This is a genomic window from Actinomycetospora sp. CA-101289 (assembly GCF_050955895.1).
Taxonomy (GTDB): domain Bacteria; phylum Actinomycetota; class Actinomycetes; order Mycobacteriales; family Pseudonocardiaceae; genus Actinomycetospora.
The window spans coordinates 2,488,550-2,514,606 of record NZ_CP192093.1; the positions used below are offsets into that span (position 1 = coordinate 2,488,550).

The window sequence follows — 26,057 nt, forward strand, 5'->3', positions numbered from 1 at the left end:
AGACGTCCGTGACGACGACGACCGAAGACCAGACCCCCAGCACCACGACCGGCGGCGCCACCGCCCCGGCGACGCCCGAGGCGCTGCCCGGCGGCGCCGTCGCCGACGGCACCACCCTCGTCTGGAGCGGCTTCGAGCCCGACGACGAGGGCCTGCGCGAGGCGCTGACCAGCACCGGCAACGGCTACTTCTGCACCCGCGGTGCCGCGGAGTGGGAGGACACTGACGCGCCGACGCACTACGCCGGCACCTACGCCCACGGCGCCTACAACCGCGAGACGACCATCCTCGGCGGGCGCCCGGTGCTCAACGAGGACCTGGTCAACCTGCCGAACTGGCTGGTCCTCAAGGTGCGCATCGAGGGCGAGGACGCGGTCCGCCTCGACAACGTCGAGGTGCTCGAGTACCGCCACACCTACGACATCCGCACCGCGACCGTGGGCCGCGAGTTCCGCTTCCGCGACCGCCAGGGCCGCGAGACGACGCTGCGCAGCCGCCGCTTCGTCTCCATGGCGCACAGCCACCAGGCCGCGATGGAGTGGACGCTCACCGCAGAGAACTGGTCGGGCCGGGTCGGGATCGTCTCCGCGATCGACGGCCGCGTCGACAACGACATGGTGGCGCGCTACCGCGACCTCGAGGGCCGCCACCTCGACCCCGTCACCCCGCGGACGTTCGGGCCCGAGATCATCGCGCTCAAGGTCCGCACGCGGCAGTCGAACCTCTACGTCTCCGAGGCCGCCCGCACGCGGGTCTACCGGGGCCGGGGTCGCGGCTGGGAGCAGGTCGAGCCGGCCCGCACGCTCCACCAGATGAACGACTACGTGCAGCAGGTGCTCGACCTCGACATCACCGAGGGCGAGACCGTGCGGGTCGAGAAGATCGTCGCGTTCTTCACCAGCCACGACAACGCGATCACCGAGACGCTCACCGCCGCCGGCCGGCACGTGGAGCGGTACCCGGACTTCGCCGGCTGCCTCGCCGAGCACGTCGACGCCTGGGACGAGTACTGGGACGTCTGCGACCTCGAGGTGCCCCACGAGCCGCAGATCCAGCTGCTGCTGCGCTTCCACATGGCGCACGTCCTGCAGGTCTGCTCGCGCCACACCGCCCGCCACGACGCCGGCGTCCCGGCCCGCGGGCTCAACGGCGAGGCCTACCGCGGGCACGTGTTCTGGGACGAGCTCTATGTCTACCCATTCCTCAACTACCGGCTCCCCGAGATCACCCGGGGCCTGCTGATGTACCGCTACCGGCGTCTCGCCGAGGCCCGCGCGGCGGCCGAGGAGGCGGGCTACAAGGGCGCGATGTTCCCCTGGCAGTCGGGCAGCGACGGCACGGAGGAGACGCAGGTCGTCCACCTCAACCCGCTCTCGGGCCAGTGGGACCCCGACCACTCGCACAACCAGCGCCACGTCAACGCCGCGATCTTCTACAACGTCTGGCAGTACTACCAGGCCACCGACGACCTGGAGTTCCTGCGCGACTACGGCGCCGAGCTCATGCTCGAGATCGCCCGGTTCTGGGCCTCGATCGCGCACAAGAACCCGAACACGGGCCGCTGGGAGATCCACGGCGTGATGGGGCCCGACGAGTTCCACGAGCGCTACCCCGGCGCCACCGAGGGCGGGCTGCGCAACAACGCCTACACCAACGTCATGGTGGCGTGGATCTGCTCGACCGCGCCCAAGGTGCTCGCGCTGCTGCCCAAGAGCCGCCGCCGCGCCCTGCGCAGCCGCCTCGGCATCACCGACGACGAGATCGCGCGCTGGTCGGAGATGTGCACCTCGATGGTGGTGCCGACGCACCGCGACGACGACGGGCACCCGGTGATCACGCAGTTCGAGGGCTACGAGGCCCTCGACGAGCTCGACTGGGACGGCTACCGGGCCAAGCACACGAACATCCAGCGGATGGACCGCATCCTCAAGGCCGAGGGCGAGGACCCCGACCGCTACAAGCTCGCCAAGCAGGCGGACGCGGTCATGCTGTTCTTCCTGTTCGGCGACGACGAGCTACGGGAGATCTTCTCCCGGCTGGGCTACGACGAGATCGCCCAGGACGAGGAGCTCGCGCGGCGCACCATCGCCTACTACGACCGGCGGACCTCGCACGGGTCGACGCTCTCGCTCGTCGCGCACGCCGCGGTGCTCGCCGGCATCGACCCCGAGAGCTCCTGGGAGCGCTTCCTCGTCGCCGTCGAGTCCGACATCGGCGACGTGCAGGGCGGCACCACCAAGGAGGGCATCCACATGGGGGTCATGTCGGGGACCCTCGACCTCCTGCAGCGGGCCTACCTCGGCGCCGGTGCCCGCGACGGCGTGCTCACCTTCGCGCCGCGGCTGACCCTGCGCCTCGACGGGCTCGCGCTCTCGCTGGTGTTCCAGGGCACGACGCTGCGCGTCTCGGTCTCCGGCGGCGAGCTGACCGTCGCCGTGCAGTCCGAGGGCTTCAGCCACCCGGTGCGCATCGGGCTCGCCGACGAGGTCCGCGAGCTCGGCGCCGGCCAGGAGTGGACCGTGCCGCTGGACCGCACCGGCCGGATCGTGCCGTCCGGCGCCCGCCGGTCCGCGGACGCGGTCACGGCCGGCGGCACGGCCGGCGGCACGGCCGGGCCCGAGGGTGCCCACGACGGATCGCAGGGCCACGACCACGGAGGGAACGGCGCATGAGCGGCTTCACCGGAGCGATCTTCGACGTGGACGGTGTCCTGGTCGACTCCCCGCACGAGGAGGCGTGGCGCGAGTCGCTGCGCGAGCTCATGGAGGGCCCCTGGGCCGACATCGCCGGCCAGACGAGCTACTCGCCGGAGAAGTTCACCTCGGCGGTCTACCACGAGCGCATGTCGGGCAAGCCGCGCAAGGCCGGCGCCACCGCGGCGCTCGAGTACTTCGGCGTGCCCGACATCGACCGGCGCGTGCAGGAGTACGGCGAGCACAAGCAGGAGATGATCATCCGGCTGATCTCGGAGGGCCGGTTCTCGGCCTACGACGACGCCGTGCGCTTCGTGCTGGCCGTCCGCGACGCGGGCATCCCGGTCGCGGCCGCGTCCTCGTCGAAGAACGCCAGGATGTTCCTCGAGAAGATCGACCTGACCCGCTTCGGCGGCACCGGCAACCTGCACCAGGTCTTCGACGTCGACGTCTCCGGCCGCGACTTCGCCCAGGGCAAGCCGCACCCGGAGATCTTCCTGACGGCCGCGAGCGAGCTCGGCGTCGAGCCCTCGGCCGCGTTCGTGGCCGAGGACGCCGTCAACGGCATCCAGGCGGCGAAGGCCGGCGGCTTCTCCGCGCTCGGGGTCTCGCGGGCCGACGACGTCGACGCGCTCGCCGCCGAGGGGGCCGACGTCGTCGTCACCGACATGGGCGAGATCGACCTCGCCGCGCTCGGGCGGGGTGAACTGGTGACCAAGTCATGAGCGACCTGACCGTCGGCGTGGACGTCGGCGGCACCAAGATCGGCGCCGGCGTCGTCGACGAGGACGGCAAGCTCATCGCCTCGACCCGCCGCGAGACGCCCGCCACCGACACGGCCATGGTGCTCGAGGCCATCGGCGACGCGGTGCGCGAGCTGCAGGTCGCCCACCGGGTCGTGGCCGTCGGCATCGGCGCCGCGGGGTTCGTGGACGCGGGCCGGGCCAAGGTCATGTTCGCGCCCAACCTCGCGTGGCGCGACGAGGACCTCGGGGGCGAGCTGACGTCGCGGCTCGGGCTCCCGGTGGTGGTCGAGAACGACGCCAACGCGGTGGCGTGGGCCGAGTCGCGGTTCGGCGCCGGGCGCGACCACGACGACCTGGTGGCCATCACCGTCGGCACCGGCATCGGCGGCGGCCTGGTCACCAACGGCCGGCTGCTGCGCGGCGGGTACGGCGTGGCCGCCGAGATCGGCCACGTGACGATGGTGCCCTACGGGCGGCGCTGCGGCTGCGGCCTGCAGGGCTGCTGGGAGCAGTACGGCTCCGGCCGGGCGCTGGTCACCGAGGCCCGGGAGATCGCCCGGCACTCGCCGGCGTTCGCGTCGGGCCTGCTGGCCGCGGCCGGCGGGGACCCGGAGGCGATCACCGGGGAGATGGTGACCGCGAACGCCCAGGAGGGCGACGTGGGCGCCCTGCACTGCTTCGACGAGATCGGTCGATGGATCGGGCTGGGCCTCGCCCAGCTCGCGGCCGTGCTCGACCCGTCGCTGTTCGTCATCGGCGGGGGGGTGTCCGCCGCGGGCGAGGTGCTGCGCGAGCGGGTGGAGAACGTGTTCCGCGCCAACCTCACGGGCCGGGGGCACCGGCCCGTGGCGGAGGTGCGGCTCGCGGAGCTGGGTTGGGAATCAGGGATGGTCGGCGCCGCCGACCTCGCCCGCACGAAGTACGACAGCGCCGTCCCGGGGAGTGACCGATGACCAGTCCAGCAACCGGGCCGGGTACGCCCGGCTCACGGGAGAAGACGACCGCCAAGGCGATCCTCATCTCCATCGTCGCCGCCGTCGGCGGCTTCCTCTTCGGCTTCGACTCCAGCGTCATCAACGGTGCCGTCGACGCCCTCAACGACCAGTTCGGCCTCCAGGACAGCCCGCTGCTGTCCGGCTTCGCGGTGGCCTGCGCCCTGCTCGGGTCGGCCGTCGGCGCGTGGTTCGCCGGCCCCGCCGCCGACCGCTACGGCCGCGTCCGGGTCATGCTCATCGCGGCCGCGCTGTTCGCGATCAGCTCGATCGGGTCCGGTCTGGCGTTCGCCGTCTGGGACCTCATCATCTGGCGCATCCTCGCCGGCGTCGGCATCGGCATCGCCTCGGTGATCGCCCCCGCCTACATCGCCGAGATCGCGCCCGCCCACATCCGCGGCCGGCTCGCGTCGCTGCAGCAGATGGCCATCGTGCTCGGCATCTTCGTCGCCCTGCTCTCCGACGCCCTGCTCGCGGGCGTCGCCGGCGGCGCGGCGAACACGTTCTGGCTGGGCCTCGAGGCGTGGCGCTGGATGTTCCTCGTCGGCATCATCCCGTCGGCGATCTACGCGATCCTCGCCCTGCGCATCCCGGAGTCGCCGCGCTACCTCGTGGCCAAGGGGAGGATGGAGGAGGCGGGCCGGGTCCTCGCGCAGGTCCTGGGACAGCCGGTCGACTCGGTCCAGGCCAAGGTCCGCGAGATCGCGGTGACGCTGGAGCGCGAGGAGAAGCCCAGCCTGCGCGACCTGCGCGGGCACGCGGCGGGCCTGCGCCCGATCGTCTGGGTCGGCATCCTGCTGTCGGTCTTCCAGCAGTTCGTCGGCATCAACGTGATCTTCTACTACTCGACGACGCTGTGGCAGGCCGTCGGGTTCTCCGAGAGCGACTCGTTCCTCGCGTCGGTCATCAACTCGCTGGTCAACGTGCTCGCGACGGTCGTCGCCATCCTCATCGTCGACCGGGTCGGCCGGAAGCCGATGCTGCTCGGCGGGTCGGCCGGCATGGTCGTGACGCTGGGGATCATGGCGATCGCGTTCTCGCAGGCCATCGTCACCGTCGGCGCGGACGGCTCCGAGGAGCCGAGCCTGCCCGGCCCCTGGGGCCCGATCGCGCTGGTCGCGGCGAACCTCTACGTGGTCGCGTTCGCGGTCTCGTGGGGACCGGTGGTCTGGGTGCTGCTCGGTGAGATGTTCCCGAACTGGCTGCGTGCCGCCGCGCTGTCCGTGGCCGCCGCCGCGCAGTGGATCGCGAACTTCCTCATCACGGTCACGTTCCAGTCCCTCGCCGACGTCGGCCTGACGCTGGCCTACGGGCTGTACGCGCTCTTCGCCCTCCTGTCCTTCCTGTTCGTGAGCAAGTACGTGCAGGAGACCAAGGGCAAGGAGCTGGAGGAGATGCTCGCCCCGCAGTGAGTCGGCGCTTCGCGCTCGTGAGTGCTCGCCCGTGCCCCGGCACGGGCGAGCACTCACACCCCGCCCAGTACGCTCGCCCCCGCCATGCGCATCGGGATCGTGTGTCCTTACTCGCTGGACGTGGCCGGCGGGGTCCAGGCCCACGTCCTCGACCTGGCGCGGGCCCTGACCGGTCTCGGCCACCACGTCGACGTCCTCGCGCCCGCGGGCGACGACACCCCGGTCCCCGACTTCGTGACGCGGGCGGGGCGCGCGGTCGGCATCCCCTACAACGGCTCGGTTGCCCGGCTGACGTTCGGGCCGGTCTCGCTCGCGCGGGTGCGGCGGTGGCTGCACGAGGGCGGGTTCGACGTCCTGCACGTCCACGAGCCCACGGCGCCGAGCCTGTCGATGCTCGCGCTCGTGGTGGCCGAGGGCCCGGTGGTGGCCACGTTCCACACCTCCACGCCGCGCTCGCGGACCATGACCTTCTTCGAGCCCCTCCTGCGCCCGATGCTCGAGCGGGTCACCGCGCGCATCGCGGTCTCGCCGCTGGCGCGCCAGGTCTACGTCGAGCACCTCGGCGGGGACGCCGTCGAGATCCCCAACGGCGTCGACGTCGCGGCCTTCGCCGACGCCGCGCCGCTGCCGGGGCACCCCCACCACGGCGACGGGGCGACCGTCGGCTTCGTCGGGCGCTACACCGAGCCCCGCAAGGGCATGCCCCTGCTGCTCGAGGCGCTGCGCCCGCTCGCCGAGCGGCGCCCCGACCTGCGCCTGCTCGTCGTCGGCCGGGGGGACGCCGACGAGCTGCGCCGCGAGGCGGGCCCGGTGCTCGCCGACCGGATCGAGCTGCTCGGCGCCGTCGACGGGCCGACGAAGGCCTCGGTGCTGGCGTCGATCGACCTGCTGGCCACCCCGAACTCCGGCGGGGAGAGCTTCGGCGTCGTGCTGGCCGAGGGCATGGCCGCGGGCGCCCCGGTGGTGGCCAGCGACATCGACGCGTTCCGCCGCGTGCTCGGGGACCCACCGGCCGGGGTCGCCGTGCCGTCCGGGGACGCGCCGGCCTGGGGGGCCGCGATCGGTGCCCTGCTCGACGACCCCGCCCGCCGCGACGCCCTGCGCGCCGCCGGGCGGGCCCGCGTCGCGGCGTTCGACTGGTCGGTGGTCGCGGCGGCGGTGCTGCGGGTCTACGAGGTGGCCGTCGCCGCCGACCCGCGGGGTGTCCGCCCCGGGCGGCGCGACCAGGTGGAGCAGGCCGGTGCCCCGGCGCCGCCGGGCGCGGGCGGCGAACTACCGTCCTCGCCGTGACCCTCCTCGGGGCCGGCGGTGTGCTGGTGGTGCTCGTCGCCGTCGTCGTCCTGCTGCTCGTCGCCGTGACCGCCGGCGTGCTGGTGGCGCGGGCCCGCCGCCTCGACCGCCTGCACGTGCGCACCGACGCCGCGGCCGCGGGCCTCGCGGCCGTGCTGGACCGGCGCGCCGCCGTCGTCCGGGCGATCGCCGCGACGGCCGGCCCGGTCGCGCTCGACGACGCCGACCGCCGCGCCCTGCGCACGGCGGCCCGCGCGGTGGGGGCGACGCGCTCCGCCGGCGACGGCGTGCTCGACGCCGAGCGCGAGGCCGCCGAGAACGATCTGACCCGCGTGCTCGCCCGCCTCGACACCGCGGCGCTGCCCGCCGACCTCGCCGCCGAGCTCGCCGACGCCCACGCCCGCGTCTCGGTGGCCCGCCGCGTCCACAACGACGCGGTGCGCGACACCCGGGCGCTGCGCGGGCGCCGGATGGTGCGCTGGCTGCACCTCGCGGGCAGCGCCCCGATGCCCCGCTACTTCGAGATCGCCGAGCCCGGCCCCGACGCCCTGCCCGGCTTCCCCGCCGCGCTGGGGGCGGCGCAGGACGCGGTGCGCGTGGTCGTCGTCGACGGCGACGGGCGGGTGCTGCTCTTCGAGGGCGTCGACCCCGCCCGTCCCGCCGAGACGTTCTGGTTCGCCCCGGGCGGCGGCGTCGCACCGGGGGAGGAGCCACGGGTCGCGGCCGCCCGCACCCTCGCCGAGGAGACCGGGCTGGCCGTCGACCCCGCGCAGGTCCGGGGGCCGCTGTGGGTGCGCGAGGTCGTCTTCGAGGCCGACGGCGTGACCTATGCCGGCCGCGAGCTCTTCCACGCCGTCGCCGTGCCGACCGGCGACATCGACACCAGCGGCTTCACCGAGCACGAGGCGCGCACGGTGCGCGGGCACCGCTGGTGGACCCCCGCCGAGCTGGCCGTGACCCTCGACGTCGTGCACCCCCACCAGCTCCCGGGCCTGCTCGCCGACCCGTCGGCCCTCGAGCCCGGCCCGGTCCCGCTGGCGATCCACTAGACCCCGGCCGTGCACGACGTCACGGGCCGGGCCCGCCGCACGTCCGTACCATCGGGCGACGACGTCGTCGTCCCGTTCGGAGGATCACCGTGACCGAGTCCGCCACCACCACCGGCACCGGAGGGGTCAAGCGCGGCCTCGCCGACATGCTCAAGGGCGGCGTGATCATGGACGTGGTCACGCCGGAGCAGGCGAGGATCGCCGAGGACGCCGGCGCCGTCGCCGTCATGGCCCTCGAGCGCGTGCCCGCCGACATCCGCGCCGACGGCGGCGTGGCCCGCATGTCCGACCCGGACATGGTGCGCGGCATCGTCGACGCCGTCTCCATCCCGGTGATGGCCAAGGCCCGCATCGGCCACTTCGTCGAGGCCCAGGTGCTGCAGTCGCTCGGCGTCGACTACGTCGACGAGTCCGAGGTGCTCACCCCGGCCGACGAGGCGCACCACATCGACAAGTGGGCGTTCACCGTCCCCTTCGTCTGCGGGGCGACCAACCTCGGCGAGGCCCTGCGCCGCCTCGGCGAGGGCGCGGCGATGATCCGCTCGAAGGGCGAGGCCGGCACGGGCAACGTCGTCGAGGCGACGCGGCACATGCGCGCGATCCGCTCGGAGATCCGCGCGCTGTCGCGGATGGACCCGCAGGAGCTCTACGCCGCGGCCAAGGAGCTGCGCGCGCCGGTGGCGCTGGTGCAGGAGGTGGCCGAGTCCGGCCGCCTGCCCGTGGTGCTGTTCACCGCCGGCGGCATCGCGACCCCCGCCGACGCCGCGATGATGATGCAGCTCGGCGCCGAGGGCGTGTTCGTGGGCTCGGGCATCTTCAAGTCGGGCGACCCGGCCCGGCGCGCGGAGGCGATCGTGCGGGCCACGACCTTCCACGACGACCCGGACGTCATCGCCAAGGTGTCGGCGGGCCTCGGGGAGGCCATGGTCGGGCGCACCACCGCGGACATGCCCGACCACGAGCGCCTCGCGACCCGCGGCTGGTGACGGGACACCGACCGATGACCACGCCGGACGAGGCCGACACCGAGACGATGCGCGCCGTCGGCCCCGCCCGGCCACGGGCCGCGCGGGAGCCCGAGCTCGTCGAGGAGCCCGCCCAGCGCAACGGCATGGGCACGCCCGCGCTGGTGCTCGGGCTGCTCGCCGCGGCCACGTGCTGGACCGGGTGGGCGGGCGTCGTGCTCGGCCTGCCCGCGGTCGTCGCCGGCTACCTCGGCGCGCGCCGGGCGTTCCGCAACCTCGCCACGGACGGCGCCGCCTCGCTCGGCGGCCTCGTCGCCGGGCTGGTGGGGCTGGTCGTCGGCGCCGTGATCGTGTGGCCGACGCTGTTCGGCACCGGCGGCTTCGGCGACGGGCTGACCCTCGACCAGTGCATGGCGCAGTCGACGACGGCCCGCGAGATGCACATGTGCAAGTCCCAGCACCTCACCGAGTTCAACCAGCGCTACCCGGGCGCCGCCGAGTAGCGGCCGGTGGCACGATCCCTGCCATGACCAGAGCCTCCCGAGCGGGTGTCGAGACGCGCGACCGCGAGCGTCGCGGGGGACTGGGCACGGTCGCGCTGGCCGCCGGCATCCTCGCCGTGGGCACGTGCTGGCTCGGCTGGCCGGGCGTCGGGCTCGGCCTCGTCGCGCTGGTCGTCGGCTTCGTCGGGGCGCGCCGCGCGTTCCACGACCCGCAGCGCAACGGCGCCGCGTCCCTGGGCGGCTTCGTGCTCGGGCTGGTCGGGCTGATCGTCGGCGCCTGGCTCGTGGTGCCGGGCCTGCTCGGCATCGGCACGTTCGGCGAGGGCCTGACCCTCGACGAGTGCATGGCCCAGGCCCAGGGCCAGCAGGAGGAGCGCATGTGCGCCTCCCAGCACCTCGGCGAGTACCGCGCCCGCTACGGCGACCCGGGCGGCTCGGGGGGATAGTCGGGCCGGGGATCGGTGACCCCCTGGTGTTCCGCACCCGAGCACCAGAGGAGGCCCCGTGAGCGGGCACCAGCAGGAGCACCCCGGCTTCGAGGCGCAGATGACCCCGCCGGCCGACTGCGGCGAGGACAGCTACCGCGGCTCCGGCCGCCTCGAGGGCAAGGTCGCGCTGCTCACCGGCGGCGACAGCGGCATCGGGCGGGCCGTCGCGATCGCGTTCGCCCGCGAGGGGGCCGACGTCGCGTTCGGTCACCTGCCCGTCGAGGAGGCCGACGGCAAGGACGTCGAGCGCCTCGTCACCGAGGCCGGGCGGCGCGCGCTGCGGGTCCCCGGCGACCTCAGCGACCCCCAGGCGTGCCGCGACCTCGTCGCCCGCACCGTCGAGGAGTTCGGGCGCATCGACGTGCTGGTCAACAACGCCGCGTTCCAGATGGTGCGGCCCAGCCTCGAGGACGTGCCCGACGAGGAGTGGGACCGCACGATCGCGGTGAACCTCGACGCGCTCTTCCACGTCACGAAGGCGGCGCTGCCGCACATGGGGCCGGGCGGGTCGATCATCAACACGACGTCGGTGAACTCCGACAACCCGCCGCCCGGGCTCATCGCCTACGACGCCACGAAGGCGGGCATCGCGAACTTCACCGCGGCCCTGGCCCGCCAGTACGGCGAGCGCGGCATCCGCGCCAACAGCGTGGCGCCCGGCCCGATCTGGACCCCGCTGATCCCGGCCACGATGCCCGCGGAGGACGTCGAGGTCTTCGGCCAGGAGACCCCGCTGGGCCGTGCGGGCCAGCCGGCCGAGCTCGCGCCCGTGTACGTCATGCTCGCCTCCGACGAGGCCAGCTACGTCTCCGGCGCGCGCATCGCGGTCACGGGCGGGATCCCGATCCTGTGACCACCTGGGCGCCCCTGCACCTCACGGCGCCGGTCGCGAGCCACGTGTTCGGTGGGCGGGCGATCGCCGAGCGCCTGGGCCGTGAGGGCCTGCCCGAGGGCCGCGTGGCCGAGACGTGGGAGGTCAGCGACGTCGAGGGCATGGCGTCGGTGGTCGCCGCGGGCCCGTGGGCGGGGACGTCGCTGCACTACCTGACCCTGGAGCACCCCGACGAGCTCGTCGGGCGCGGCTGGCGCGGCGACGCGTTCCCGGTGCTGACGAAGTACATCGACGCCGCCGGGATGCTGCCGGTCCACCTCCACGCCGACGACGCCACGGCCCAGCGCCTCGAGGGCACGGCCACCGGCAAGACCGAGGCGTGGCACGTGCTCGAGGCGGCGCCGGGCGCCACGGCGCTGTGCGGCACCCGCCCCGGCGTCGACGCCGACCGGCTGCGCGCGGCGCTGCTGGCCGGCGACTTCGACGCGGTGATGCGCCGGCTGCCGGTGCGGGCGGGGGAGACGATCTACGTGCCGGGCGGGACGCTGCACAGCTTCGGCCCGGACACGCTGGTCTACGAGATCGAGCAGACCTCCGACGTCGTGCAGCACGCGATGCCCTGGCGCATGGAGGACGGCTCAGCCGTGCCGCGCGGGGAGCAGGAGGCCAACGTCGACCTGCTGCTCGCCGAGTGGGACCCCGCGCCCCGCCCGGAGTTCCGGCCGGGGCTGGCCGTGGACGTCGAGGACGGCGTGACCCGCACCGTCCTGACCGCGGGCCCGTACTTCGCGCTCGAACGGTGGCGGGCGGCGGGGACGGCGCGGTTGGGGGTCGAGACCGCGACGGTCCTGTCGAACGTGGGCGCGCCGGTGCGGTTGCGGACCCCGGGGCACGAGGAGGTGCTGGGGCGGGCGACGACGGTGCTGCTGCCGGCGGCGCTGGGGTGGGTGGAGATCGACGGCCCCGCCGACGTGCTCGCGGGGTACCTGCCGGACCTCGAACGCGACGTCCGGGCGCCGCTGCTGGCGGCGGGGTACGGGGCGGATGTGATCGCGGGGCTGGGGGCGGGGCTCGAGGGGTGAGGCGATGAACCTGCTGTTCAGGGCCTTGTCGGGCTGGTAGTATCGAACACACGTTCGACAGCTGGTGGGCGGAGGCGGCGCCGGTCGCGCCTGCTGCGCTGTCGTGGTCGCAGTGGCTGCCGGGCCCGGAGCTGGCCGCCGCGCTGGAGGGTTCGGAGCCGGTCGATCTGGTCGACGACCAGGGGTTCGACGCCGCGGAGCGGCTGGCCGGGTGGGAGGCGCTGGTCGCGTGGGCGAGCGCGCGGCTCTACCGGGAGACCGCGGAGTACCTGCAGGCCCGGCAGGGCCGGGTGCGCGGGGAGGGGCGCGGGGAGCTGGCCGCGCAGGAGGTGGCGATGGAGGTCGCCGCCCTGGCCCGGGTCGCGCCGCGCACCGGCGAGGTGCGGATCCACCAGGCGGCGTTGCTGCTCGAGCGGCTGCCGGGCACGTTGGCGGCGCTGGAGGCGGGCCGGATCTCGCTGTCGCACGCGCGGGTGGTGATCGAGCAGACCGAGCAGTGCTCGGCGGAGACCGCGCGGGCGCTGGACGCGGCGTTGTGGTCGCGGCCGCCGCGGGACCGCACCCCGACGCAGCTGCGGGAGACGGTGCGCCGGCTGTTGGCGCGGATCGACCCGGACGCGGTGCGCCGCCGCCCGGAGCAGGCGCGCCGCGGTCGGGAGTTGCGGTACTGGTCGGACGACGACGGCGCGACCGGGGTCATCCAGATGCGGATGCCCGCCGATCAGGCCCGCGGGGTGTTCGCGGTGGTCGACGCGCTGGCCCGGGCGGCGGGTGACCCCCCGGAGGGCGAGGTGCGGACCCTGGGGCAGAAGCGCTTGGACGTGGCCCGCGACGCCATCCTCGACAGCGCCACCGCCCGCGTCGCCGGCGACTGCGGTGACGGCTGCTGCTGCAGGGCCCAGGACAGCGAGACCAACTCGACCAACCCCGCCGGCGACGCCGCCGAGGACCCCGCCGAAGAGTCCAGCGCGGACCAGGCCGGCACTCCGGCGCCCGGGCGCGACCCGCAGCGCGGGTTGCGCGACGGGGCCGTCTCGCCGGTGCGCACCGAGGTGCGGGTGACGATCGGGTGGGACGTGCTGGCCGGGCTCTCGCAGCGGCCCGCGGAGCTCGAGGGCCACGGCCCGATCCCCGCGGTGCTGGCCCGCCGGCTGGCCGCCGACCCCGACGCCACGTGGCGGCGGCTGCTCACCGACCCGGTCACCGGCACCGCCACCCACCTCGACGCCCACCGCTACCGGCCACCCGCGGCGATGCAGGAGCTCGTGCGCTCCCGCGACCTGACCTGCGCGGCCCCGGGGTGCCGGATGCCCGCCGCGCGCTGCGATCTGGACCATGTCGTGCCCTACGACCACGGCCACCCTGACGGCCGCGGCGGCGCGGGCCGCACCCGCGAGGGCAACCTGCGGCCCTGCTGCCGGCGCCACCACCGCATCAAGACCCTCGGCGACTGGACCGCCGCCCTCGCCCCCGACCCCGACGGCGGACAGACCCCGGTGGTCCTGTGGACCTCCCCGTCCGGGCACCGCTGGTGGGTCCGCTCACCCGAGCTCGAACCACCACCCTGGGAACGCGACCCCCACCTCGACCCCCACCTCGACCCCGACACTGACCCCGACACCGCCGACGCCCACCTCGCCGACCTGCGCAGCGCCGCCGCGTGAGCCGTCACCACGCCCCCGGCGGCCCCGGCCGCGGTTCCTACACTGGAGACGTGAGCGCACCCGTCGGCGTCCTGGCCCTGCAGGGCAACGTCCCCGAGCACCTCGACGCCCTGCGCGCCTGCGGCGCCGACGCCCGCCCGGTGCGCCGCCCGTCCGAGCTGGCCGAGGTCGCCGGGCTCGTGCTGCCCGGCGGCGAGTCGACGACGCTGTCGAAACTGCTCGAGGCCGTCGAGCTGCTCGAGCCGCTGCGCGAGCGCCTGCGCGCGGGCATGCCGGCGTTCGGGTCGTGCGCGGGCATGATCCTGCTGGCGCGCGAGGCCGTCGACGCGCGTCCCGACCAGCACCAGCTCGGCGCCCTCGACATCACCGTGCGCCGCAACGCGTTCGGCCGGCAGGTGCAGTCGTTCGAGGCCGACCTCGCGGTCACCGGCGTGCACGGGGGCCCGGTGCGCGCGGTGTTCATCCGCGCCCCGTGGGTCGAGTCGGTGGGTCGCGGGGTCGAGGTGCTGGCGCGCGTGCCGGGCTCGGTGCGGGGGCCGGCGTCGGGCAAGGTCGTCGCCGTGCGCCAGGGCGCGGTGATGGCGACGGCGTTCCACCCCGAGCAGACCGGCGACGCCCGCCTGCACGACCTGTTCCTGCAGCGCGTGCGCGCTCTGGGTCTCGCGGGCGCACCCAGCCCCGGCTAGGGTGCCGGGTCGTGCGCTACGCCGACCGCCCCACCGTCGAGGCCGCCGTCCACGTCGCCGCGCCCCCCGACCGGGTGTGGCCGCTGGTCCGCGACATCGAGCTCGTCGCCGAGACCTCCGACGAGCTGCAGGAGGCGCAGTGGCTGCCGGCCCCCGAGGGCCCCGCGGACGGCACCCCGCCGGCGGTCGGCCACCGCTTCCGCGGCCGCAACGCCCACCCGCAGGGAGGGGAGTGGGAGACCGTCTCGGAGATCGTCGAGTGCGACGAGGAGCGGGCCTTCGGCTGGGCGGTCATGGACCCCGCGAACCCGTCCGCGCGCTGGCGCTTCACGCTCACGCCCACCGAGGGCGGCACCGAGCTGCGGCAGTGGGCGCAGCTCGGCCCCGGCCCGTCGAACCTGACCGAGGTCATCGAGCGGATGCCCGACAAGGAGGAGCGCATCGTCGCCCACCGGCTGCGCGAGTTCCAGCAGGGCATCGAGCGCACGCTCGCCGGGATCAAGGAGCGCGCGGAGTCGTGAAGCAGAGCTGATGCGCACCGCGACCACCATCGAGGCCTCGGGAGCGCCCTGGGGCGAGACGGTCGACTTCGTCGTCGAGGCCGAGCGCCTCGGCCTCGACGTGTGCTGGGTGGCCGAGGCCTGGGGCTCCGACGCGCCGTCGCCGCTCGGCTACCTCGCGGCGCGCACCGAGCGGCTGCTGCTCGGCTCGGGCGTGGTGCAGGTCGGCACGCGCTCGCCCGCCCTCATCGCCCAGACCGCGCTGACGCTGCAGGAGATGTCGCAGGGCCGCTTCCTGCTCGGCCTCGGCAGCTCCGGGCCGCAGGTCCTCGAGGGCCTGCACGGCGTGCCGTTCGCCCACCCCCTGGGCCGCATGCGCGAGACCGTCGAGGTCGTCCGGGCGGTCATGGCGGGGGAGAAGGTGCGCTACGAGGGCCGCCACGTCGTGCTGCCGCTGCCCGGCGGCGAGGCGCGCCCGATGCGGGTCTCGGTGGCGGCGGACGAGCGCGTCCCGATCTACCTCGCGACCCTCTCGCCGCGCATGCTCCGGCTCACCGGCGAGGTGGCCGACGGCTGGCTGGGCACGAGCTTCGTCCCCGAGGGCGCCGCGACGTCGCTGGAGCCGATGGCCGAGGGCGCGGCGGCGGGCGGGCGGACGCTCGCCGACCTCGACCTGTGCCAGGGCGCCGAGGTCGCCTTCGCCGACGACCCCGCCGACCTCGACGCGATGCTCGACGAGCGCCGCGCCGGGCTCGCGTTCAGTCTCGGCGGCATGGGCTCGGCGAGCCGGAACTTCTACCACGACGCCTACGCCCGCCAGGGCTTCGCCGACGTCGCGGCCGAGGTCCGGGCGCTGTGGCAGGCGGGCCGGCGCGACGACGCCGCGGCCGCGGTCCCGCGCGCGATGGTCGCCGCGACCACCCTGATCGGCACCGAGGACGGGGTGCGCGAGCGGCTCGCCGCCTGGCGCGACGCCGGCATCACCACCGTGCGGCTCTACCCCGCGGGCGCCGACCTCGGTGCGCGGCTCGAGACCCTCGCGCGCGCGATCGAGCTGGTGCACGAGGTCGGCGCGCCGTGAGCGCGTCGGAGCTGCCCTGGCGCGAGCTCGACAGCGGCACGTGCTCGATCGCGCGGACGATGGCGGTGCTGGGCGAGCCGTGGACGGTGCTGGTGGTGCGCGACCTGCTCCACGGCGTCCGGCGCTTCGACGACCTCGTCGCGCACCTGGGCATCGCCCGCACCGTGCTCTCCCGGCGCCTGGCCGTGCTCGCCGAGGCGGGCCTGGTCGAGACCGTCGAGTACCGCGAGCCCGGCCGGCGCTCGCGTCGCGAGTACCGCCCGACCGCCGCCTGCCTCGAGCTGCGCCCGGTGCTGCTCGCGCTCATGACCTGGGGCGACCGCCACCGGCCCGGCCCCGGCGGCCCGCCCGTCGTGGTGCGCCACGACGGCTGCGGGGCGCCGGTCGCGCTGGTGGCGGAGTGCGCGGACGGTCACCGCCTCGCCGCGGAGGACCGGATGCGCACCACGCCCGGCCCGGGAGCCCGTCCGGCCCCCCGAGCCCGGGAAGGCTAGGACGCGGCGTCGGCGACCTTGTCGATCGTCTGCGCCATCTGGTCCTCGGTGACCAGCGGGAAGAAGCCCCGGAACTGCTCGTCCTCGACGCGGCTCCAGTCGTAGACCTGGGTGACCTCGGTGCCGTTGTCCGCCGGCTCGAGCTTCCAGGTCCAGGTGTGGCCCTTGCCCTGGACGTCGCCGAGCTTGTCGGTGTAGCCGTCGAGCGGGTGCAGCTGCGGCGCCCAAGCGATCTCGCGGTCCTGCTCGTAGGTGGTGACGGTGTTGAGCATCTGGTAGTCGCCGAGGGCGTCGTTGCGCATGTTCATGACGAACTGGTCGCCGACGCCGGAGACCGCGCCGTTGCCCTCGACCCCCTGGAGCATGCCGGCGCCGTCGAACTCGTGGTGCCGGGCCGGGGTGGCGAGCAGGGAGAAGATCTTCTCCGGCTTGGCCTCGACGGTGCGGGTGACGGTGATCTGGTCGTCGCTCATGGGTCCCCTCCGAGAAGTCGGTACGCCGTCCACCTGCCCGGCACGCCGACCGTCAAAACGGTTGGGTGCTACCGACCGGGCGGCGCGAGCCGGTAGACCGCGCCGGCCCCGTCGTCGGTGATGTAGACGGCCCCGTCCGGGCCGGGTACCGCCGCGACCGGCCGGCCCCAGCGCGACCCGTCGGGCGCCTGGAAGCCGCCGACGAGCGTGCGCTGGCCGCCGAGGCCCCCGTTCTGCCACGAGTAGAACGACACTTCGGGCGCCCGCGGCGTCTGCCGGTTCCACGAGCCGTGGACGCCGACGAGGGCGCCCTGGCCGTAGGGCGCGGGCAGCTGCGCGCCGAAGGCCAGGCCCAGCGGCGCCGAGTGCGCGCCCATCGTCTGCTCGATCGGGGTCAGCGCACGGCAGTCGAGCGCCCGGCCGTCGGCGTTGGTCTCGGCGTCGGCCACGAACGGCGGGTCCGACGGGTCGAGGGCGCTGTCGGGCACGCCGGGCTGCACGTCCGGGTCCGGGTTGCAGTACGGCCAGCCCAGGTCGCGGCCCGGGTAGAGGCGGGCGAGCTCCTCCGGCGGGTGGTCGTCGACGTAGTCGGGGACGACGCGCCCGCGGGCGGAGCCGTCGTCCTCGCCGTAGGGGCGGTCGTAGGGGAACGGGATGTTGTCGCGGTTGTTCACCGCGGTCCACACCGCGCCGTCCGGGGCGACGGCCAGGCCGGTGCCGTTGCGCACGCCGCGGGCGAAGGGCTCCGCGGGCCCGCCGCCCGGCGGCACCCGCAGGATCGCCGCGCGCTGCGGGGTCGACTCGCGGTCGGCGGGGGAGACGTTGGCGGTGGAGCCCACCGACACGTACACCGAGCCGTCGGGCCCGACGGCCACGCTCTTGAGCGCGTGCGCGTAGGCCCCGCGCAGGTCGGGGCTGCGGGCGTCGGGCAGGTCCTCGACCACGGCCGTCGGGGTGCCGAGCGTGCCGCCCTCGTAGGGGTAGGAGCGCACCGCGTCGCTCTCCGCGACGTAGAGCGTGTCGCCGGAGAACGCCAGGCCGTGGGGCTGGGTCAGGCCGCTGACCAGCGTCGTCGAGGTCGGTCCGCCCGGCCCGGCGACGAGGCGCACGACCTCGCCCGCGCCCGGGCGGGACACGAGCAGGGCGCCGTCGGGGGCGAAGGCCGCGAGGCGCGCACCGTCCACCCGGGCCCACACCGCCAGCGACCAGCCCGCGGGCACGAGCGCCTTGCGCGGGACGTCCAGCGGCTCGGCGCCCATCCCCGGCGGCACCGTCACGGGCGTCTCGACGAGGCCCTCGGTGGCGGCGCCGGCGGGCGCGGGCCCGTCGCCGGGCTGGGCCGACGCCGTGCGGTCCGGGTCCGGGGGGCCGGCGGGCGCGGGGCCGATGGCCGCCTGCCCGCAGGCCGCGAGGAGCGCGGCGGTCGCCGTGGCGACCAGGGCGTGCATCACGCGGCGGTGCGCAGGCATGGCGGCCTCTCGAGAGACGGTGTCCGGGCCCGGGTCCCCACGGACTCCACCACAGCCCCTGTGACGTCGGCCTCCCGGCCCCCGTGGCCGGCCGCCCTCAGCCGCGCAGGATCAGGCAGCTCGAGGTGGCCTCGGCGACCAGCCGCCCGGCGCCGTCGACGAGCTCGGCGCGGGCCAGGGCGGTCGTGCGCCCCGCGTGCACGACGTAGCCGGTGGCGCGGCTGGTGCCGGAGTCGGCGGTGAGGCGGCGCAGGAACTTCACCGACAGGTCGAGGCTCGTGTAGCCGACCCCCGCCTCCAGGGTGCTGTGCACCGCGCACCCGGCCGCCGAGTCGAGCAGCGTCGCGTAGATGCCGCCGTGGACCGAGCCGATCGGGTTGTAGTGGTACTCGGCGGGCTCGAGGGCGAACACGACGCGCCCGTGCTCGACCGACTCCACCCCGGCGCCCACCAGCGTCATGATCGGGGGCGGCGGCAACGTCCCGTCCGCCATGGCCCGCAGGAACGACAGGCCGTCCTGCCCGGTCGCCGCGGCGGCGAGCGTCCGGGGGTCGGACCACTGGTGGGTGCGCTCGCGTGCCGTGCCGTCCATGCCACTCCTGGGTATCGATACGGGACTCAGCCGTCGGGAGCACCGTACCGTCCCCGCACGCGCCGGGGGCTCTCGGTAAGGTGGACCGCTGCGAGACCGAAGGGCGGGAGACCATGAGCGGCCACTCCAAGTGGGCGACCACGAAGCACAAGAAGGCCGTGGTCGACGCGAAGCGCGGCAAGATGTTCGCCAAGCTGATCAAGAACATCGAGGTGGCCGCCCGCACGGGCGGCGGCGACCCGTCCGCCAACCCGACGCTCTACGACGCCATCCAGAAGGCGAAGAAGACGTCGGTGCCCAACGACAACATCGACCGCGCCGTCAAGCGCGGGTCGGGCGCCGAGGCCGGCGGGGCCGACTACCAGGCGATCACCTACGAGGGCTACGCCCCGGGCGGCGTCGCGGTGCTCGTCGAGTGCCTCACCGACAACAAGAACCGCGCCGCGGGCGAGGTCCGCACGGCGATGAACCGCAACGGCGGCGCGATGGCCGACCCGGGCTCGGTGGCGTACCTGTTCAACCGCAAGGGCGTCGTCATCGTCCCCAAGGAGCAGTCCTCGGGCGACCTCGCCGAGGACGACCTGCTGCTCGCGGTGCTCGAGGCCGGCGCCGAGGAGGTCAACGACCTCGGCGAGAGCTTCGAGGTGCTGTGCGAGGCCACCGACCTCGTGCCGGTGCGCACCTCGCTGCAGGACGGGGGCATCGACTACGACTCGGCCGAGGTCTCGTTCGTCCCGTCGATGAACGTCGAGGTGGACGCCGACGGCGCCCGCAAGGTCCTGCGGATCATCGACGCGCTCGAGGACTCCGACGACGTCCAGAACGTCTACGCCAACTTCGACGCCTCCGACGAGGTCATGGCCGAGGTCGGCTGACGCCCGTGCCGCCGGCCCCGTGCGTCGTCGCCGCCCTCAGCGCCGACGACGCCGGCGAGGCGCTGACCGTGCAGTTCGCGGCGTACCTGTCCGAGGCGCGCCGCTACGGCACCACCGAGATCCCGCCGCTGCGCGAGACGGTCGCGCAGCTCGTGGCCGACCTCCAGGACCCCGCGGTACGGGGGTTCGGGGCGTGGATCGGGCCGCGGTTGGTCGGGTCGGTGCGCCTGCGGGGCGCCGGCGTCGGCACGGGCAGCGGGTGCGCGGAGCTGGCGCGCTTCTCGGTGGCGCCCGACGCGCAGGGCCACGGCATCGGGCGCGCGCTGATGGAGCGCGCGCACGCCGAGCTGGCCGCGGGCGACGTCACCTGGCTGGTCAGCGGGGCGCGCAGCGAGGAGAACCTGCGGCTCTACCGCCGCGCCGGCTACGAGGACACGGGACGGCTCGTCGACGCCGTGGGCGTGGAGCTGCTGCGCCTCGAGCGCCTGGCCCCGGGGTGAGGCGCCGGGCGGCGGGCGCTCTCCTCGGGCTCGGCGCGCTGGTCGCGGCGCTGTGGGTGCCGTTCTGGTGGTGGGCGCCGCCGTGGTCGCCGGCCGCGTTCGCCCTGCTCGCGCTCACCCCGCTCGCGGCGGGCGCCGCGCTGCTCCTCGCGGTGCTGGCGGCGGTCCTGCGGCGCTGGGCGACGGCGGCGGTGGCGCTCGTCGCGGGCCTGGTGCTCGCCGGGCTGGTCCTGCCGCGCGCGGTGGGCGACGGCGACCCCGCCGTGGCGGCGGGGGCGGGCAGCGCGCCGGTGGTCGTGGCCACGGTCAACCTGCAGTTCGGGCGCGGGGACCCGGCGGCGGTCGTCGCCCTGGCGCGCGAGCGGCGGGTGGACGTCCTCGGGCTGCAGGAGCTGACCCCCGACGCCGAGCAGCGCCTGGTCGCCGCGGGCCTGCGCGCGGAGCTGCCGTTCACCGTCTCGCGGGCCCGCGACGGGGCGGGCGGCACGGCGCTCGTCAGCCGCCACCCGCTCGCGCCGTCGGGCCTCGTGCTGCGTCCTGCGGAGCTCCCGCCGGTCACCGGCCGGGTGCTGGCGCCGTCGGGACCGGTGGACGTGGTGGTGGCCCACCCGTCGGCGCCGGTGTTCCGCGACGACTCGGCGGGCTGGGCGCAGGAGATCGCCGACCTCCCCGGCCCGGCGGCGGCGACCGACCCGCCGCGGCTGGTGATCGGCGACCTCAACGCCACCCTCGACCACCGGCCCCTGCGCTCCCTGCTGGCCCCCGGGGCCTGGCGCGACGCGGGCGCCGCGCTCGGCGACGGCCTGCGCGGCACCTGGCCGGCCGACACCGTCCTGCCGCCGTTCGCGGCCATCGACCACGTGCTGGTCTCCGGGCCGGCGACGCCGGTGGAGCTGGCCACCCGGCGCCTGCCGGCGACCGACCACGCGGGGCTCGTCGTCACGCTCCTCGTGCGCGACGGGCGCGGCGGCGTCATCCCGGGAGCGTGAGCGCCCGCCCCAGCACGCGGCTCCAGACCGCCCGCTCGTCCTCCAGGTCGGGGAGCGGCGCCTCGAACGGGGTGACCGCCAGCCGGTCGTCGTCGGCGCTCCAGGTGCCCACGACGCGCCCGGCCTCCAGCACCACCGGCGCGATCCACCCGGCGGCGCGGCTGACCTCCTTCCGGTGCGCGGGTGGCACGAGGTCGGGGTCGCCGGTGCCGGCGCCGAGCACGTAGGGGTCGAACGGGCCGAGCAGGCGGGGCCCGGGCGGCGCGGCGGCGGCGAGGTCGTTGAGGTCGGCGGTGCGGGCGTGGCGGGTCTCGCCGTCGACGTCGACCTCGGTGAGCGTCCCGTCGGCGACGAGCCCGGCGAACCAGCGCCGCAGCCGGGCCTTCGGCGTCGCGCCGCGCAGGAGCCAGGCGTCGAACGCGGCCGGGGTCGCGGGGCCGTGCGCGGCGAGGAAGGCGGGGACGACCGTGCGGGCGGCCTCGTCGGGGTCGGGCAGGCCGGGCCAGCCGGGGACGGCGACGCGCGGGCTGGTGAAGGTCACGCGCGGCCCCGCCGGCGGGCCGTGGCAGAGCAGGCCCTGCCAGGCCAGGGGCTTGAGCACCGCGCCCCACCCCGAGCCCAGCGCCTCGGCGAGCCCGGGCTCGCGGGTGTGCGCGACCAGCGCGGCGGTGAGCTCCTCGCGGGTGAGCACGGCGTCGGCGAGCACCTCGGCGGCCCCCGCGGCGAGCGCGTCCATCTGGGCGGCCGTGGCGAACTCGCGCTGCCAGGAGCCCTTGTCCCACGACCGCGCCGAGGCGAGCAGCGCGAGCACCGCGGGCGCCTGGTCGGCGGCCAGCAGGTGCAGCGTGCCGCGCACCGACCAGGTGCGGAGCAGCGCGCCCGTGGCCAGGGCCGCGTCGACCGTCCCGTCGCCGGCCGTGCCGGTAGCCGTGCGCACGGCCACCGCCTGCGCCGCCGCCGACGGGACCTGGGCCTGGACGCCGACGAGGCGACGGGCGATCGCCACCGGGTCGGCGCCGTCGCGGCCGGCGACGTGCTGGCGGCGCAGGCGGAAGCCCCGGACCTGCGGGGCGGTGAGCCTCATGCCTGCTCGAACGACTCCAGCCCCTGGGGCTCGGTGTCGGTGACGTCGACGCCGGTCACCGCGGCGGACGAGGGTCCCTGGCGGGCCCACTCCACCATGCGGTCGACGGCGGCGTCGTCGCCCTCGACGAGCATCTCGACGGTGCCGTCGTCGCGGTTGCGCACCCACCCCGCGACCCCGAGGTCGTTCGCGGCGTCCTCCGCGGCGGACCGGAAGTTGACGCCCTGGACGCGTCCCTGGACGACGATGTGCTTGCTGGTCACTTTGCCCTCCGGGCTCGTGAGCGCTTGCCCGTGTCCTGACACGGGAAAGCACTCACACCTCGACTCGAACACGTGTTCTACTGGTCGGGATGACCGCCGCCTGGACGCCCTCGCTCTTCGGGGGCGGCGCCGACCCCGCCGCCGACCCCGCCGTGGACCCGGCCGTCGTCCCGCGCCGCATCGTCCTGGACGACCGGTCGTGGGTCGACCTCGCCCCCGCCTGGATCGCCGGCGCCGACGCGTGGTTCGACGCGATCGTCGCGCAGGCGCCGTGGGACCAGCGGCGGCGCCGGATGTACGACCAGGAGGTCATGGAGCCGCGGCTGACCTGCGGCTGGCGCGTCGACGAGGCGCCCGGTCCGGCGCCGGCCGTGGCCGCGGCCCTGTCCGCGCGCTACGGCGTGCGCTTCGACCGGGTGTCCGCCAACCTCTACCGGCACGGCGACGACTCGGTGGCCTGGCACGGCGACCGCGTCCGGTACACCCACGAGGCGCCGATCGTCGCGATCGTCTCCCTCGGCGCCCCGCGGCGCTTCGGCCTGCGCCCCCTCGGCGGCGGCCCGTCGCGGCGGCTGACCGTCGCCGGCGGCGACCTGCTGGTCATGGGCGGGCGCTGCCAGCACGACTGGCAGCACACGGTGCCCAAGTGGCCCGGCGCCGGCCCGCGGGTCAGCGTGACGTTCCGGCACGACGACCCCGGCCCGCGGCCCTGACCCCGGCACCTCAGCCCGTGCTCGTCGGCGGCGCGACGCACTCGACGTCCGGGCCGGGCACGCTGGCGGTGTTCTCGACCAGCACCCGCCCGTCGAGCGAGATGCGGCACGTCAGCCGCGAGCCCTCCGGCGCGTCGGCCACCGAGATCCGCATCTTCGGGGCGACCTCGCCGGGGGCGGGCACCTCGTCGCGGAACGGCAGGGTGTCGAACGAGCGCATCTCGTTGCCCGGCAGCTCGCCCTGCAGGACGTAGGCGCCGACCACGGGACCGCTCGGACCCTCGGCCGCGAACTCGAGGTAGCTCAGCGGCTCGTCGGGCGGGGCCGGGTCCGACGAGCAGCCCGCCAGGGCCACCAGCAGCACGCCGGACGCGGCCAGGCCGACCCGGCCGCGTCGCCACCCCACACCTGTCCGTCCACCCATCGCCCGCTCCCCTCGCCTCGCCCGGATGGCGGGGCCGGATGCCCGGACGCTGGGCCGGACGAACCCTCCCGGCGCGGCGGACGGGGGAGCGTCAGATCGGGATCTCGCTGTCGTCGCCCTCGGCGCGCGGCCCGTGGATCCGCCGGTCGGCCTCGTCGATGCGCAGGTCGTTGATGCTCGCCTCGCGCCGGGCCATGAGCCCGTTCGGGGCGAACTCCCAGTTCTCGTTGCCGTAGCAGCGCCACCACTGCCCGTCGGCGTCGCGGCACTCGTACTGGAAGCGCACCGCGATGCGGTGCCCGCTGTAGGTCCACAACGCCTTGCGCAGCGCGTAGTCGTGCTCGCGCTCCCACTTGCGGGTCAGGAAGTCGACGACCTCGTCGCGCCCGGAGACCCACTCGTCGCGGTTCCGCCACACCGTGTCGACGGTGTAGGCCAGGGCGACCTTCTCCGGGTCGCGGGTGTTCCACCCCTTCTCGGCGGCCAGGACCTTCGCGCGCGCCGACTCCTCGTCGAACGGCGGGAAGGGCGGGCGGGGCTCCTCGGTCGGGCTGCTCACGGGTCGTTCCTCCTCGCGGGGCGCGGGACGGGCGACGGTGCCCGGGGGTGCGCGGCCAGCATGCCGGGTCGGCCACGCGCGGTCGATCACGCCCGATCACTCCCGATCACTCCGGATGACACGGGGACACGCCGGGCGCGGGGGACGAGGACGGGCCCGCGGGCCGGCGCCCCGTAGCGTCGCGGTCCATGCGGGTGCTGGGCGTGGACCCCGGGCTGACGCGCTGCGGCCTGGGCGTCGTCGAGGGCGGCGGCGGGCGCTCGGTGCGCGCGGTCGCCGTCGACGTGGTCCGCACCCCGTCGGACGCCGAGATCGCCCAGCGCCTCGGCGCCGTCGCCGACGCGGTCGAGGCGTGGATCGCCGAGCACCGCCCCGACGTCGTCGCCGTGGAGCGGGTGTTCGCCCAGCACAACGTGCGCACGGTGATGGGCACCGCCCAGGTCAGCGGGGTCGTCGCCCTGGTCGCCGGGCGGGCGGGGCTGCCCGTCGCGTTCCACACGCCGAGCGAGGTCAAGGCCGCGGTCACCGGCTCGGGGCGGGCGGACAAGGAGCAGGTGACGACGATGGTCACCCGGCTGCTCGCCCTCGGCGCCGCGCCGCGCCCCGCCGACGCCGCCGACGCGCTCGCGCTGGCGGTGTGCCACTGCTGGCGCGCCCCGATGCTCGCGCGCATGGCCGAGGCCGAGGCCCGCGCCGCCGAGGTCACCAAGCACCACCGCGCCCGCCTCGCCGCGGCGCGCCGGGCGCGGTGACGACCACCCACGTCGCCTCGGCCGACGGCACGCGGATCGCGGTCGAGACGGTGGGCGAGGGTCCGCCGCTCGTGCTCACCACGGGCGCGCTGCAGGACCGGGCGAGCGTCCGGCTGCTCGCGCGGGCCCTGGCCGACCGCGCGACCGTGCACGTCTGGGACCGGCGCGGGCGCGGCGACAGCGGCGGGGTGCCCGACCCGTCGCGGGACCCCGCGGGTCCCGACGGCGACGCGCTGGTGGCCGTCGAGGTCGCCGACCTCGCCGCCGTCACCACGCACGCCGGCGGCGCGCCCGGGCACTACGGGCACTCCGCGGGCGCCGTGCTCGTCCTCGAGGCGCTGGTGCGGGGCGTGCCCGCGTCGCGGGTGGTGGCGCACGAGGCGCCGTGGCCGCTCGACGGCGACGACCCCGTCCCTCGCCGCGAGCTCGCCGCCGCGACCATGGCCGCCCTGCGCGCCGGGCGCCCCGACGACGCCGCGGCCGCGTTCCTCGACGGCTTCCCGGCCGCCGCGCCCGCCCCGGTCGCGCGCCTGCGGACCACGCCGTTCTGGGCGCGGACCGTCGCCATGGCCCCGGCGCTGCCGTACGACGTCGCGCTGGTCGCCCGGGACGTGCTGCCCGCCGACCGGCTCGCGGACCTCGCCGTCCCGCTGCTCGCCCTCGACGGCGGGGCGAGCCCGGCGTGGGTGCGCGCCGCGGTCGACGCCCTGGCCGCGACCGTCCCGGGCGCACGGCGCCGGACGCTGCCGGGCCAGGGGCACCTCGTCACCCCGGCGGTGCTGGGCCCGGTGCTCACCGAATACTTCACCGAGTTCCTGACCGGGTGAGCAGGCGCGGCGGTCCCCGGGAGCGTCGGGGGTGGCCGGTAGCCTTCGAACGCGTGTTCG

The 26,057-nt window shown here is 75.7% G+C and carries 28 protein-coding genes and 1 pseudogene; 22 read left to right on the forward strand and 7 right to left on the reverse strand.

The genetic code is table 11. The features are described from left to right. Positions 1–8 precede the first annotated feature (8 nt). The 16 genes from ACQPX6_RS12415 (at position 9) to ACQPX6_RS12490 (ending at position 16,477) form a co-directional block, all read left to right on the forward strand. Positions 9–2,672 (forward strand): glycoside hydrolase family 65 protein, encoded by a 2,664-nt coding sequence (locus tag ACQPX6_RS12415; RefSeq protein ID WP_433787623.1) that lies wholly within the window; start codon positions 9–11, stop codon positions 2,670–2,672. After that, positions 2,669–3,418 (forward strand): HAD family hydrolase, encoded by a 750-nt coding sequence (locus ACQPX6_RS12420; RefSeq protein WP_433787624.1) that lies wholly within the window; start codon positions 2,669–2,671, stop codon positions 3,416–3,418. The genes ACQPX6_RS12415 and ACQPX6_RS12420 overlap by 4 nt, the downstream gene beginning before the upstream one ends. Further along, positions 3,415–4,392, forward strand: a complete 978-nt coding sequence (locus tag ACQPX6_RS12425) for an ROK family glucokinase (protein WP_433787625.1) — start codon at positions 3,415–3,417, stop codon at positions 4,390–4,392. Before ACQPX6_RS12420 ends, ACQPX6_RS12425 begins: the two co-directional genes overlap by 4 nt. After that, a complete protein-coding gene (locus ACQPX6_RS12430) occupies positions 4,389–5,843 on the forward strand; it encodes a sugar porter family MFS transporter (protein ID WP_433787626.1) in 1,455 nt (484 codons plus the stop codon). Before ACQPX6_RS12425 ends, ACQPX6_RS12430 begins: the two co-directional genes overlap by 4 nt. Positions 5,844–5,927: 84 nt before the next feature. Beyond that, entirely contained in the window at positions 5,928–7,133 is a 1,206-nt protein-coding gene (locus ACQPX6_RS12435; RefSeq protein WP_433787627.1) for a glycosyltransferase family 4 protein, read from the forward strand. Beyond that, the gene (locus tag ACQPX6_RS12440; protein ID WP_433787628.1) at positions 7,130–8,182 is read left to right on the forward strand and encodes an NUDIX hydrolase; all 1,053 of its coding nucleotides are present in this window, start codon (positions 7,130–7,132) and stop codon (positions 8,180–8,182) included. Before ACQPX6_RS12435 ends, ACQPX6_RS12440 begins: the two co-directional genes overlap by 4 nt. Positions 8,183–8,271: 89 nt before the next feature. Continuing rightward, entirely contained in the window at positions 8,272–9,168 is an 897-nt protein-coding gene (pdxS, locus tag ACQPX6_RS12445) for a pyridoxal 5'-phosphate synthase lyase subunit PdxS (RefSeq protein ID WP_433787629.1), read from the forward strand. 14 nt (positions 9,169–9,182) lie between these two features. Then, complete coding sequence (locus ACQPX6_RS12450) at positions 9,183–9,650, forward strand: hypothetical protein (protein WP_433787630.1); 468 nt, start codon at positions 9,183–9,185, stop codon at positions 9,648–9,650. A gap of 23 nt (positions 9,651–9,673) precedes the next feature. Continuing rightward, positions 9,674–10,096: a hypothetical protein gene (locus tag ACQPX6_RS12455; RefSeq protein ID WP_433787631.1), complete on the forward strand. Its 423-nt coding sequence runs from the start codon at positions 9,674–9,676 to the stop codon at positions 10,094–10,096. 100 nt (positions 10,097–10,196) lie between these two features. Further along, positions 10,197–10,991: an SDR family oxidoreductase gene (locus ACQPX6_RS12460; protein WP_433788253.1), complete on the forward strand. Its 795-nt coding sequence runs from the start codon at positions 10,197–10,199 to the stop codon at positions 10,989–10,991. Beyond that, positions 10,988–12,052: a class I mannose-6-phosphate isomerase gene (locus tag ACQPX6_RS12465; RefSeq protein ID WP_433787632.1), complete on the forward strand. Its 1,065-nt coding sequence runs from the start codon at positions 10,988–10,990 to the stop codon at positions 12,050–12,052. The genes ACQPX6_RS12460 and ACQPX6_RS12465 overlap by 4 nt, the downstream gene beginning before the upstream one ends. Positions 12,053–12,342: 290 nt before the next feature. Continuing rightward, positions 12,343–13,716 carry a DUF222 domain-containing protein gene (locus tag ACQPX6_RS12470; protein WP_433787633.1) on the forward strand — a complete coding sequence of 458 codons (1,374 nt, stop codon included), beginning with the start codon at positions 12,343–12,345 and terminating at the stop codon, positions 13,714–13,716. Between the two features lie 50 nt (positions 13,717–13,766). After that, entirely contained in the window at positions 13,767–14,402 is a 636-nt protein-coding gene (pdxT, locus tag ACQPX6_RS12475; protein ID WP_433787634.1) for a pyridoxal 5'-phosphate synthase glutaminase subunit PdxT, read from the forward strand. An 11-nt stretch (positions 14,403–14,413) separates the two neighbouring features. Further along, complete coding sequence (locus tag ACQPX6_RS12480) at positions 14,414–14,923, forward strand: SRPBCC family protein (protein ID WP_433787635.1); 510 nt, start codon at positions 14,414–14,416, stop codon at positions 14,921–14,923. A gap of 10 nt (positions 14,924–14,933) precedes the next feature. Continuing rightward, on the forward strand, positions 14,934–15,983 hold the full coding sequence (locus ACQPX6_RS12485; protein WP_433787636.1) for an LLM class flavin-dependent oxidoreductase: 1,050 nt from the start codon (positions 14,934–14,936) through the stop codon (positions 15,981–15,983). After that, positions 15,980–16,477 carry a winged helix-turn-helix transcriptional regulator gene (locus ACQPX6_RS12490; protein ID WP_433787637.1) on the forward strand — a complete coding sequence of 166 codons (498 nt, stop codon included), beginning with the start codon at positions 15,980–15,982 and terminating at the stop codon, positions 16,475–16,477. The genes ACQPX6_RS12485 and ACQPX6_RS12490 overlap by 4 nt, the downstream gene beginning before the upstream one ends. Here the strand turns inward: ACQPX6_RS12490 and ACQPX6_RS12495 are convergent. The 3 genes and pseudogenes from ACQPX6_RS12495 to ACQPX6_RS12505 all read right to left on the reverse strand — a co-directional run. After that, positions 16,474–16,950, reverse strand: coding sequence for an SRPBCC family protein (locus tag ACQPX6_RS12495; RefSeq protein ID WP_433787638.1), 477 nt, complete (start codon positions 16,948–16,950; stop codon positions 16,474–16,476). The genes ACQPX6_RS12490 and ACQPX6_RS12495 overlap by 4 nt on opposite strands. A 68-nt stretch (positions 16,951–17,018) precedes the next feature. Further along, on the reverse strand, positions 17,019–18,419 hold the full coding sequence (locus tag ACQPX6_RS12500; RefSeq protein ID WP_433787639.1) for a PQQ-dependent sugar dehydrogenase: 1,401 nt from the start codon (positions 18,417–18,419) through the stop codon (positions 17,019–17,021). A 97-nt stretch (positions 18,420–18,516) separates the two neighbouring features. Then, positions 18,517–19,050: pseudogene (locus ACQPX6_RS12505) on the reverse strand (PaaI family thioesterase); the annotation flags it as partial. A 74-nt stretch (positions 19,051–19,124) separates the two neighbouring features. On the opposite strand from ACQPX6_RS12505, the gene ACQPX6_RS12510 reads away from it, so the two are divergent. The 3 genes from ACQPX6_RS12510 to ACQPX6_RS12520 are packed head-to-tail and all read left to right on the forward strand — an operon-like array spanning position 19,125 to position 21,375. Then, entirely contained in the window at positions 19,125–19,886 is a 762-nt protein-coding gene (locus ACQPX6_RS12510) for a YebC/PmpR family DNA-binding transcriptional regulator (protein ID WP_433787640.1), read from the forward strand. 5 nt (positions 19,887–19,891) lie between these two features. Further along, entirely contained in the window at positions 19,892–20,386 is a 495-nt protein-coding gene (locus ACQPX6_RS12515) for a GNAT family N-acetyltransferase (protein ID WP_433787641.1), read from the forward strand. Then, a complete protein-coding gene (locus ACQPX6_RS12520; RefSeq protein WP_433787642.1) occupies positions 20,383–21,375 on the forward strand; it encodes an endonuclease/exonuclease/phosphatase family protein in 993 nt (330 codons plus the stop codon). The genes ACQPX6_RS12515 and ACQPX6_RS12520 overlap by 4 nt, the downstream gene beginning before the upstream one ends. Here ACQPX6_RS12520 and ACQPX6_RS12525 read toward each other — a convergent pair. Together ACQPX6_RS12525 and ACQPX6_RS12530 are read right to left on the reverse strand one after the other, a co-directional pair. Then, positions 21,359–22,459: a winged helix DNA-binding domain-containing protein gene (locus ACQPX6_RS12525; RefSeq protein ID WP_433787643.1), complete on the reverse strand. Its 1,101-nt coding sequence runs from the start codon at positions 22,457–22,459 to the stop codon at positions 21,359–21,361. The two genes, ACQPX6_RS12520 and ACQPX6_RS12525, sit on opposite strands and share 17 nt — an antisense overlap. After that, entirely contained in the window at positions 22,456–22,722 is a 267-nt protein-coding gene (locus tag ACQPX6_RS12530; RefSeq protein ID WP_433787644.1) for an acylphosphatase, read from the reverse strand. The genes ACQPX6_RS12525 and ACQPX6_RS12530 overlap by 4 nt, the downstream gene beginning before the upstream one ends. A gap of 89 nt (positions 22,723–22,811) precedes the next feature. On the opposite strand from ACQPX6_RS12530, the gene ACQPX6_RS12535 reads away from it, so the two are divergent. After that, complete coding sequence (locus ACQPX6_RS12535) at positions 22,812–23,435, forward strand: alpha-ketoglutarate-dependent dioxygenase AlkB (RefSeq protein ID WP_433787645.1); 624 nt, start codon at positions 22,812–22,814, stop codon at positions 23,433–23,435. A gap of 10 nt (positions 23,436–23,445) precedes the next feature. Here ACQPX6_RS12535 and ACQPX6_RS12540 read toward each other — a convergent pair whose 3' ends face one another. Further along, complete coding sequence (locus tag ACQPX6_RS12540) at positions 23,446–23,859, reverse strand: hypothetical protein (RefSeq protein WP_433787646.1); 414 nt, start codon at positions 23,857–23,859, stop codon at positions 23,446–23,448. A 91-nt stretch (positions 23,860–23,950) separates the two neighbouring features. Beyond that, positions 23,951–24,418 (reverse strand): nuclear transport factor 2 family protein, encoded by a 468-nt coding sequence (locus ACQPX6_RS12545; RefSeq protein ID WP_433787647.1) that lies wholly within the window; start codon positions 24,416–24,418, stop codon positions 23,951–23,953. A gap of 188 nt (positions 24,419–24,606) precedes the next feature. On the opposite strand from ACQPX6_RS12545, the gene ruvC reads away from it, so the two are divergent. After that, positions 24,607–25,170, forward strand: coding sequence for a crossover junction endodeoxyribonuclease RuvC (gene ruvC, locus ACQPX6_RS12550; RefSeq protein WP_433787648.1), 564 nt, complete (start codon positions 24,607–24,609; stop codon positions 25,168–25,170). Next, the gene (locus tag ACQPX6_RS12555; protein WP_433787649.1) at positions 25,167–25,997 is read left to right on the forward strand and encodes an alpha/beta fold hydrolase; all 831 of its coding nucleotides are present in this window, start codon (positions 25,167–25,169) and stop codon (positions 25,995–25,997) included. Before ruvC ends, ACQPX6_RS12555 begins: the two co-directional genes overlap by 4 nt. The last annotated feature ends 60 nt before the right edge of the window (positions 25,998–26,057 follow it).

Bases quoted from the DNA above. Each gene is read 5' to 3' on its own strand.
- ACQPX6_RS12420 (WP_433787624.1), top strand. From the start codon at position 2,669: ATGAGCGGCTTCACCGGAGCGATCTTCGACGTGGACGGTGTCCTGGTC.
- ACQPX6_RS12425 (WP_433787625.1), top strand. From the start codon at position 3,415: ATGAGCGACCTGACCGTCGGCGTGGACGTCGGCGGCACCAAGATCGGC.
- ACQPX6_RS12430 (WP_433787626.1), top strand. From the start codon at position 4,389: ATGACCAGTCCAGCAACCGGGCCGGGTACGCCCGGCTCACGGGAGAAG.
- ACQPX6_RS12435 (WP_433787627.1), top strand. From the start codon at position 5,928: ATGCGCATCGGGATCGTGTGTCCTTACTCGCTGGACGTGGCCGGCGGG.
- ACQPX6_RS12450 (WP_433787630.1), top strand. From the start codon at position 9,183: ATGACCACGCCGGACGAGGCCGACACCGAGACGATGCGCGCCGTCGGC.
- ACQPX6_RS12455 (WP_433787631.1), top strand. From the start codon at position 9,674: ATGACCAGAGCCTCCCGAGCGGGTGTCGAGACGCGCGACCGCGAGCGT.
- ACQPX6_RS12460 (WP_433788253.1), top strand. From the start codon at position 10,197: ATGACCCCGCCGGCCGACTGCGGCGAGGACAGCTACCGCGGCTCCGGC.
- ACQPX6_RS12485 (WP_433787636.1), top strand. From the start codon at position 14,934: ATGCGCACCGCGACCACCATCGAGGCCTCGGGAGCGCCCTGGGGCGAG.
- ACQPX6_RS12495 (WP_433787638.1), bottom strand. From the start codon at position 16,950: ATGAGCGACGACCAGATCACCGTCACCCGCACCGTCGAGGCCAAGCCG.
- ACQPX6_RS12500 (WP_433787639.1), bottom strand. From the start codon at position 18,419: ATGCCTGCGCACCGCCGCGTGATGCACGCCCTGGTCGCCACGGCGACC.
- ACQPX6_RS12510 (WP_433787640.1), top strand. From the start codon at position 19,125: ATGAGCGGCCACTCCAAGTGGGCGACCACGAAGCACAAGAAGGCCGTG.
- ACQPX6_RS12525 (WP_433787643.1), bottom strand. From the start codon at position 22,459: ATGAGGCTCACCGCCCCGCAGGTCCGGGGCTTCCGCCTGCGCCGCCAG.
- ACQPX6_RS12535 (WP_433787645.1), top strand. From the start codon at position 22,812: ATGACCGCCGCCTGGACGCCCTCGCTCTTCGGGGGCGGCGCCGACCCC.
- ACQPX6_RS12540 (WP_433787646.1), bottom strand. From the start codon at position 23,859: ATGGGTGGACGGACAGGTGTGGGGTGGCGACGCGGCCGGGTCGGCCTG.
- ruvC (WP_433787648.1), top strand. From the start codon at position 24,607: ATGCGGGTGCTGGGCGTGGACCCCGGGCTGACGCGCTGCGGCCTGGGC.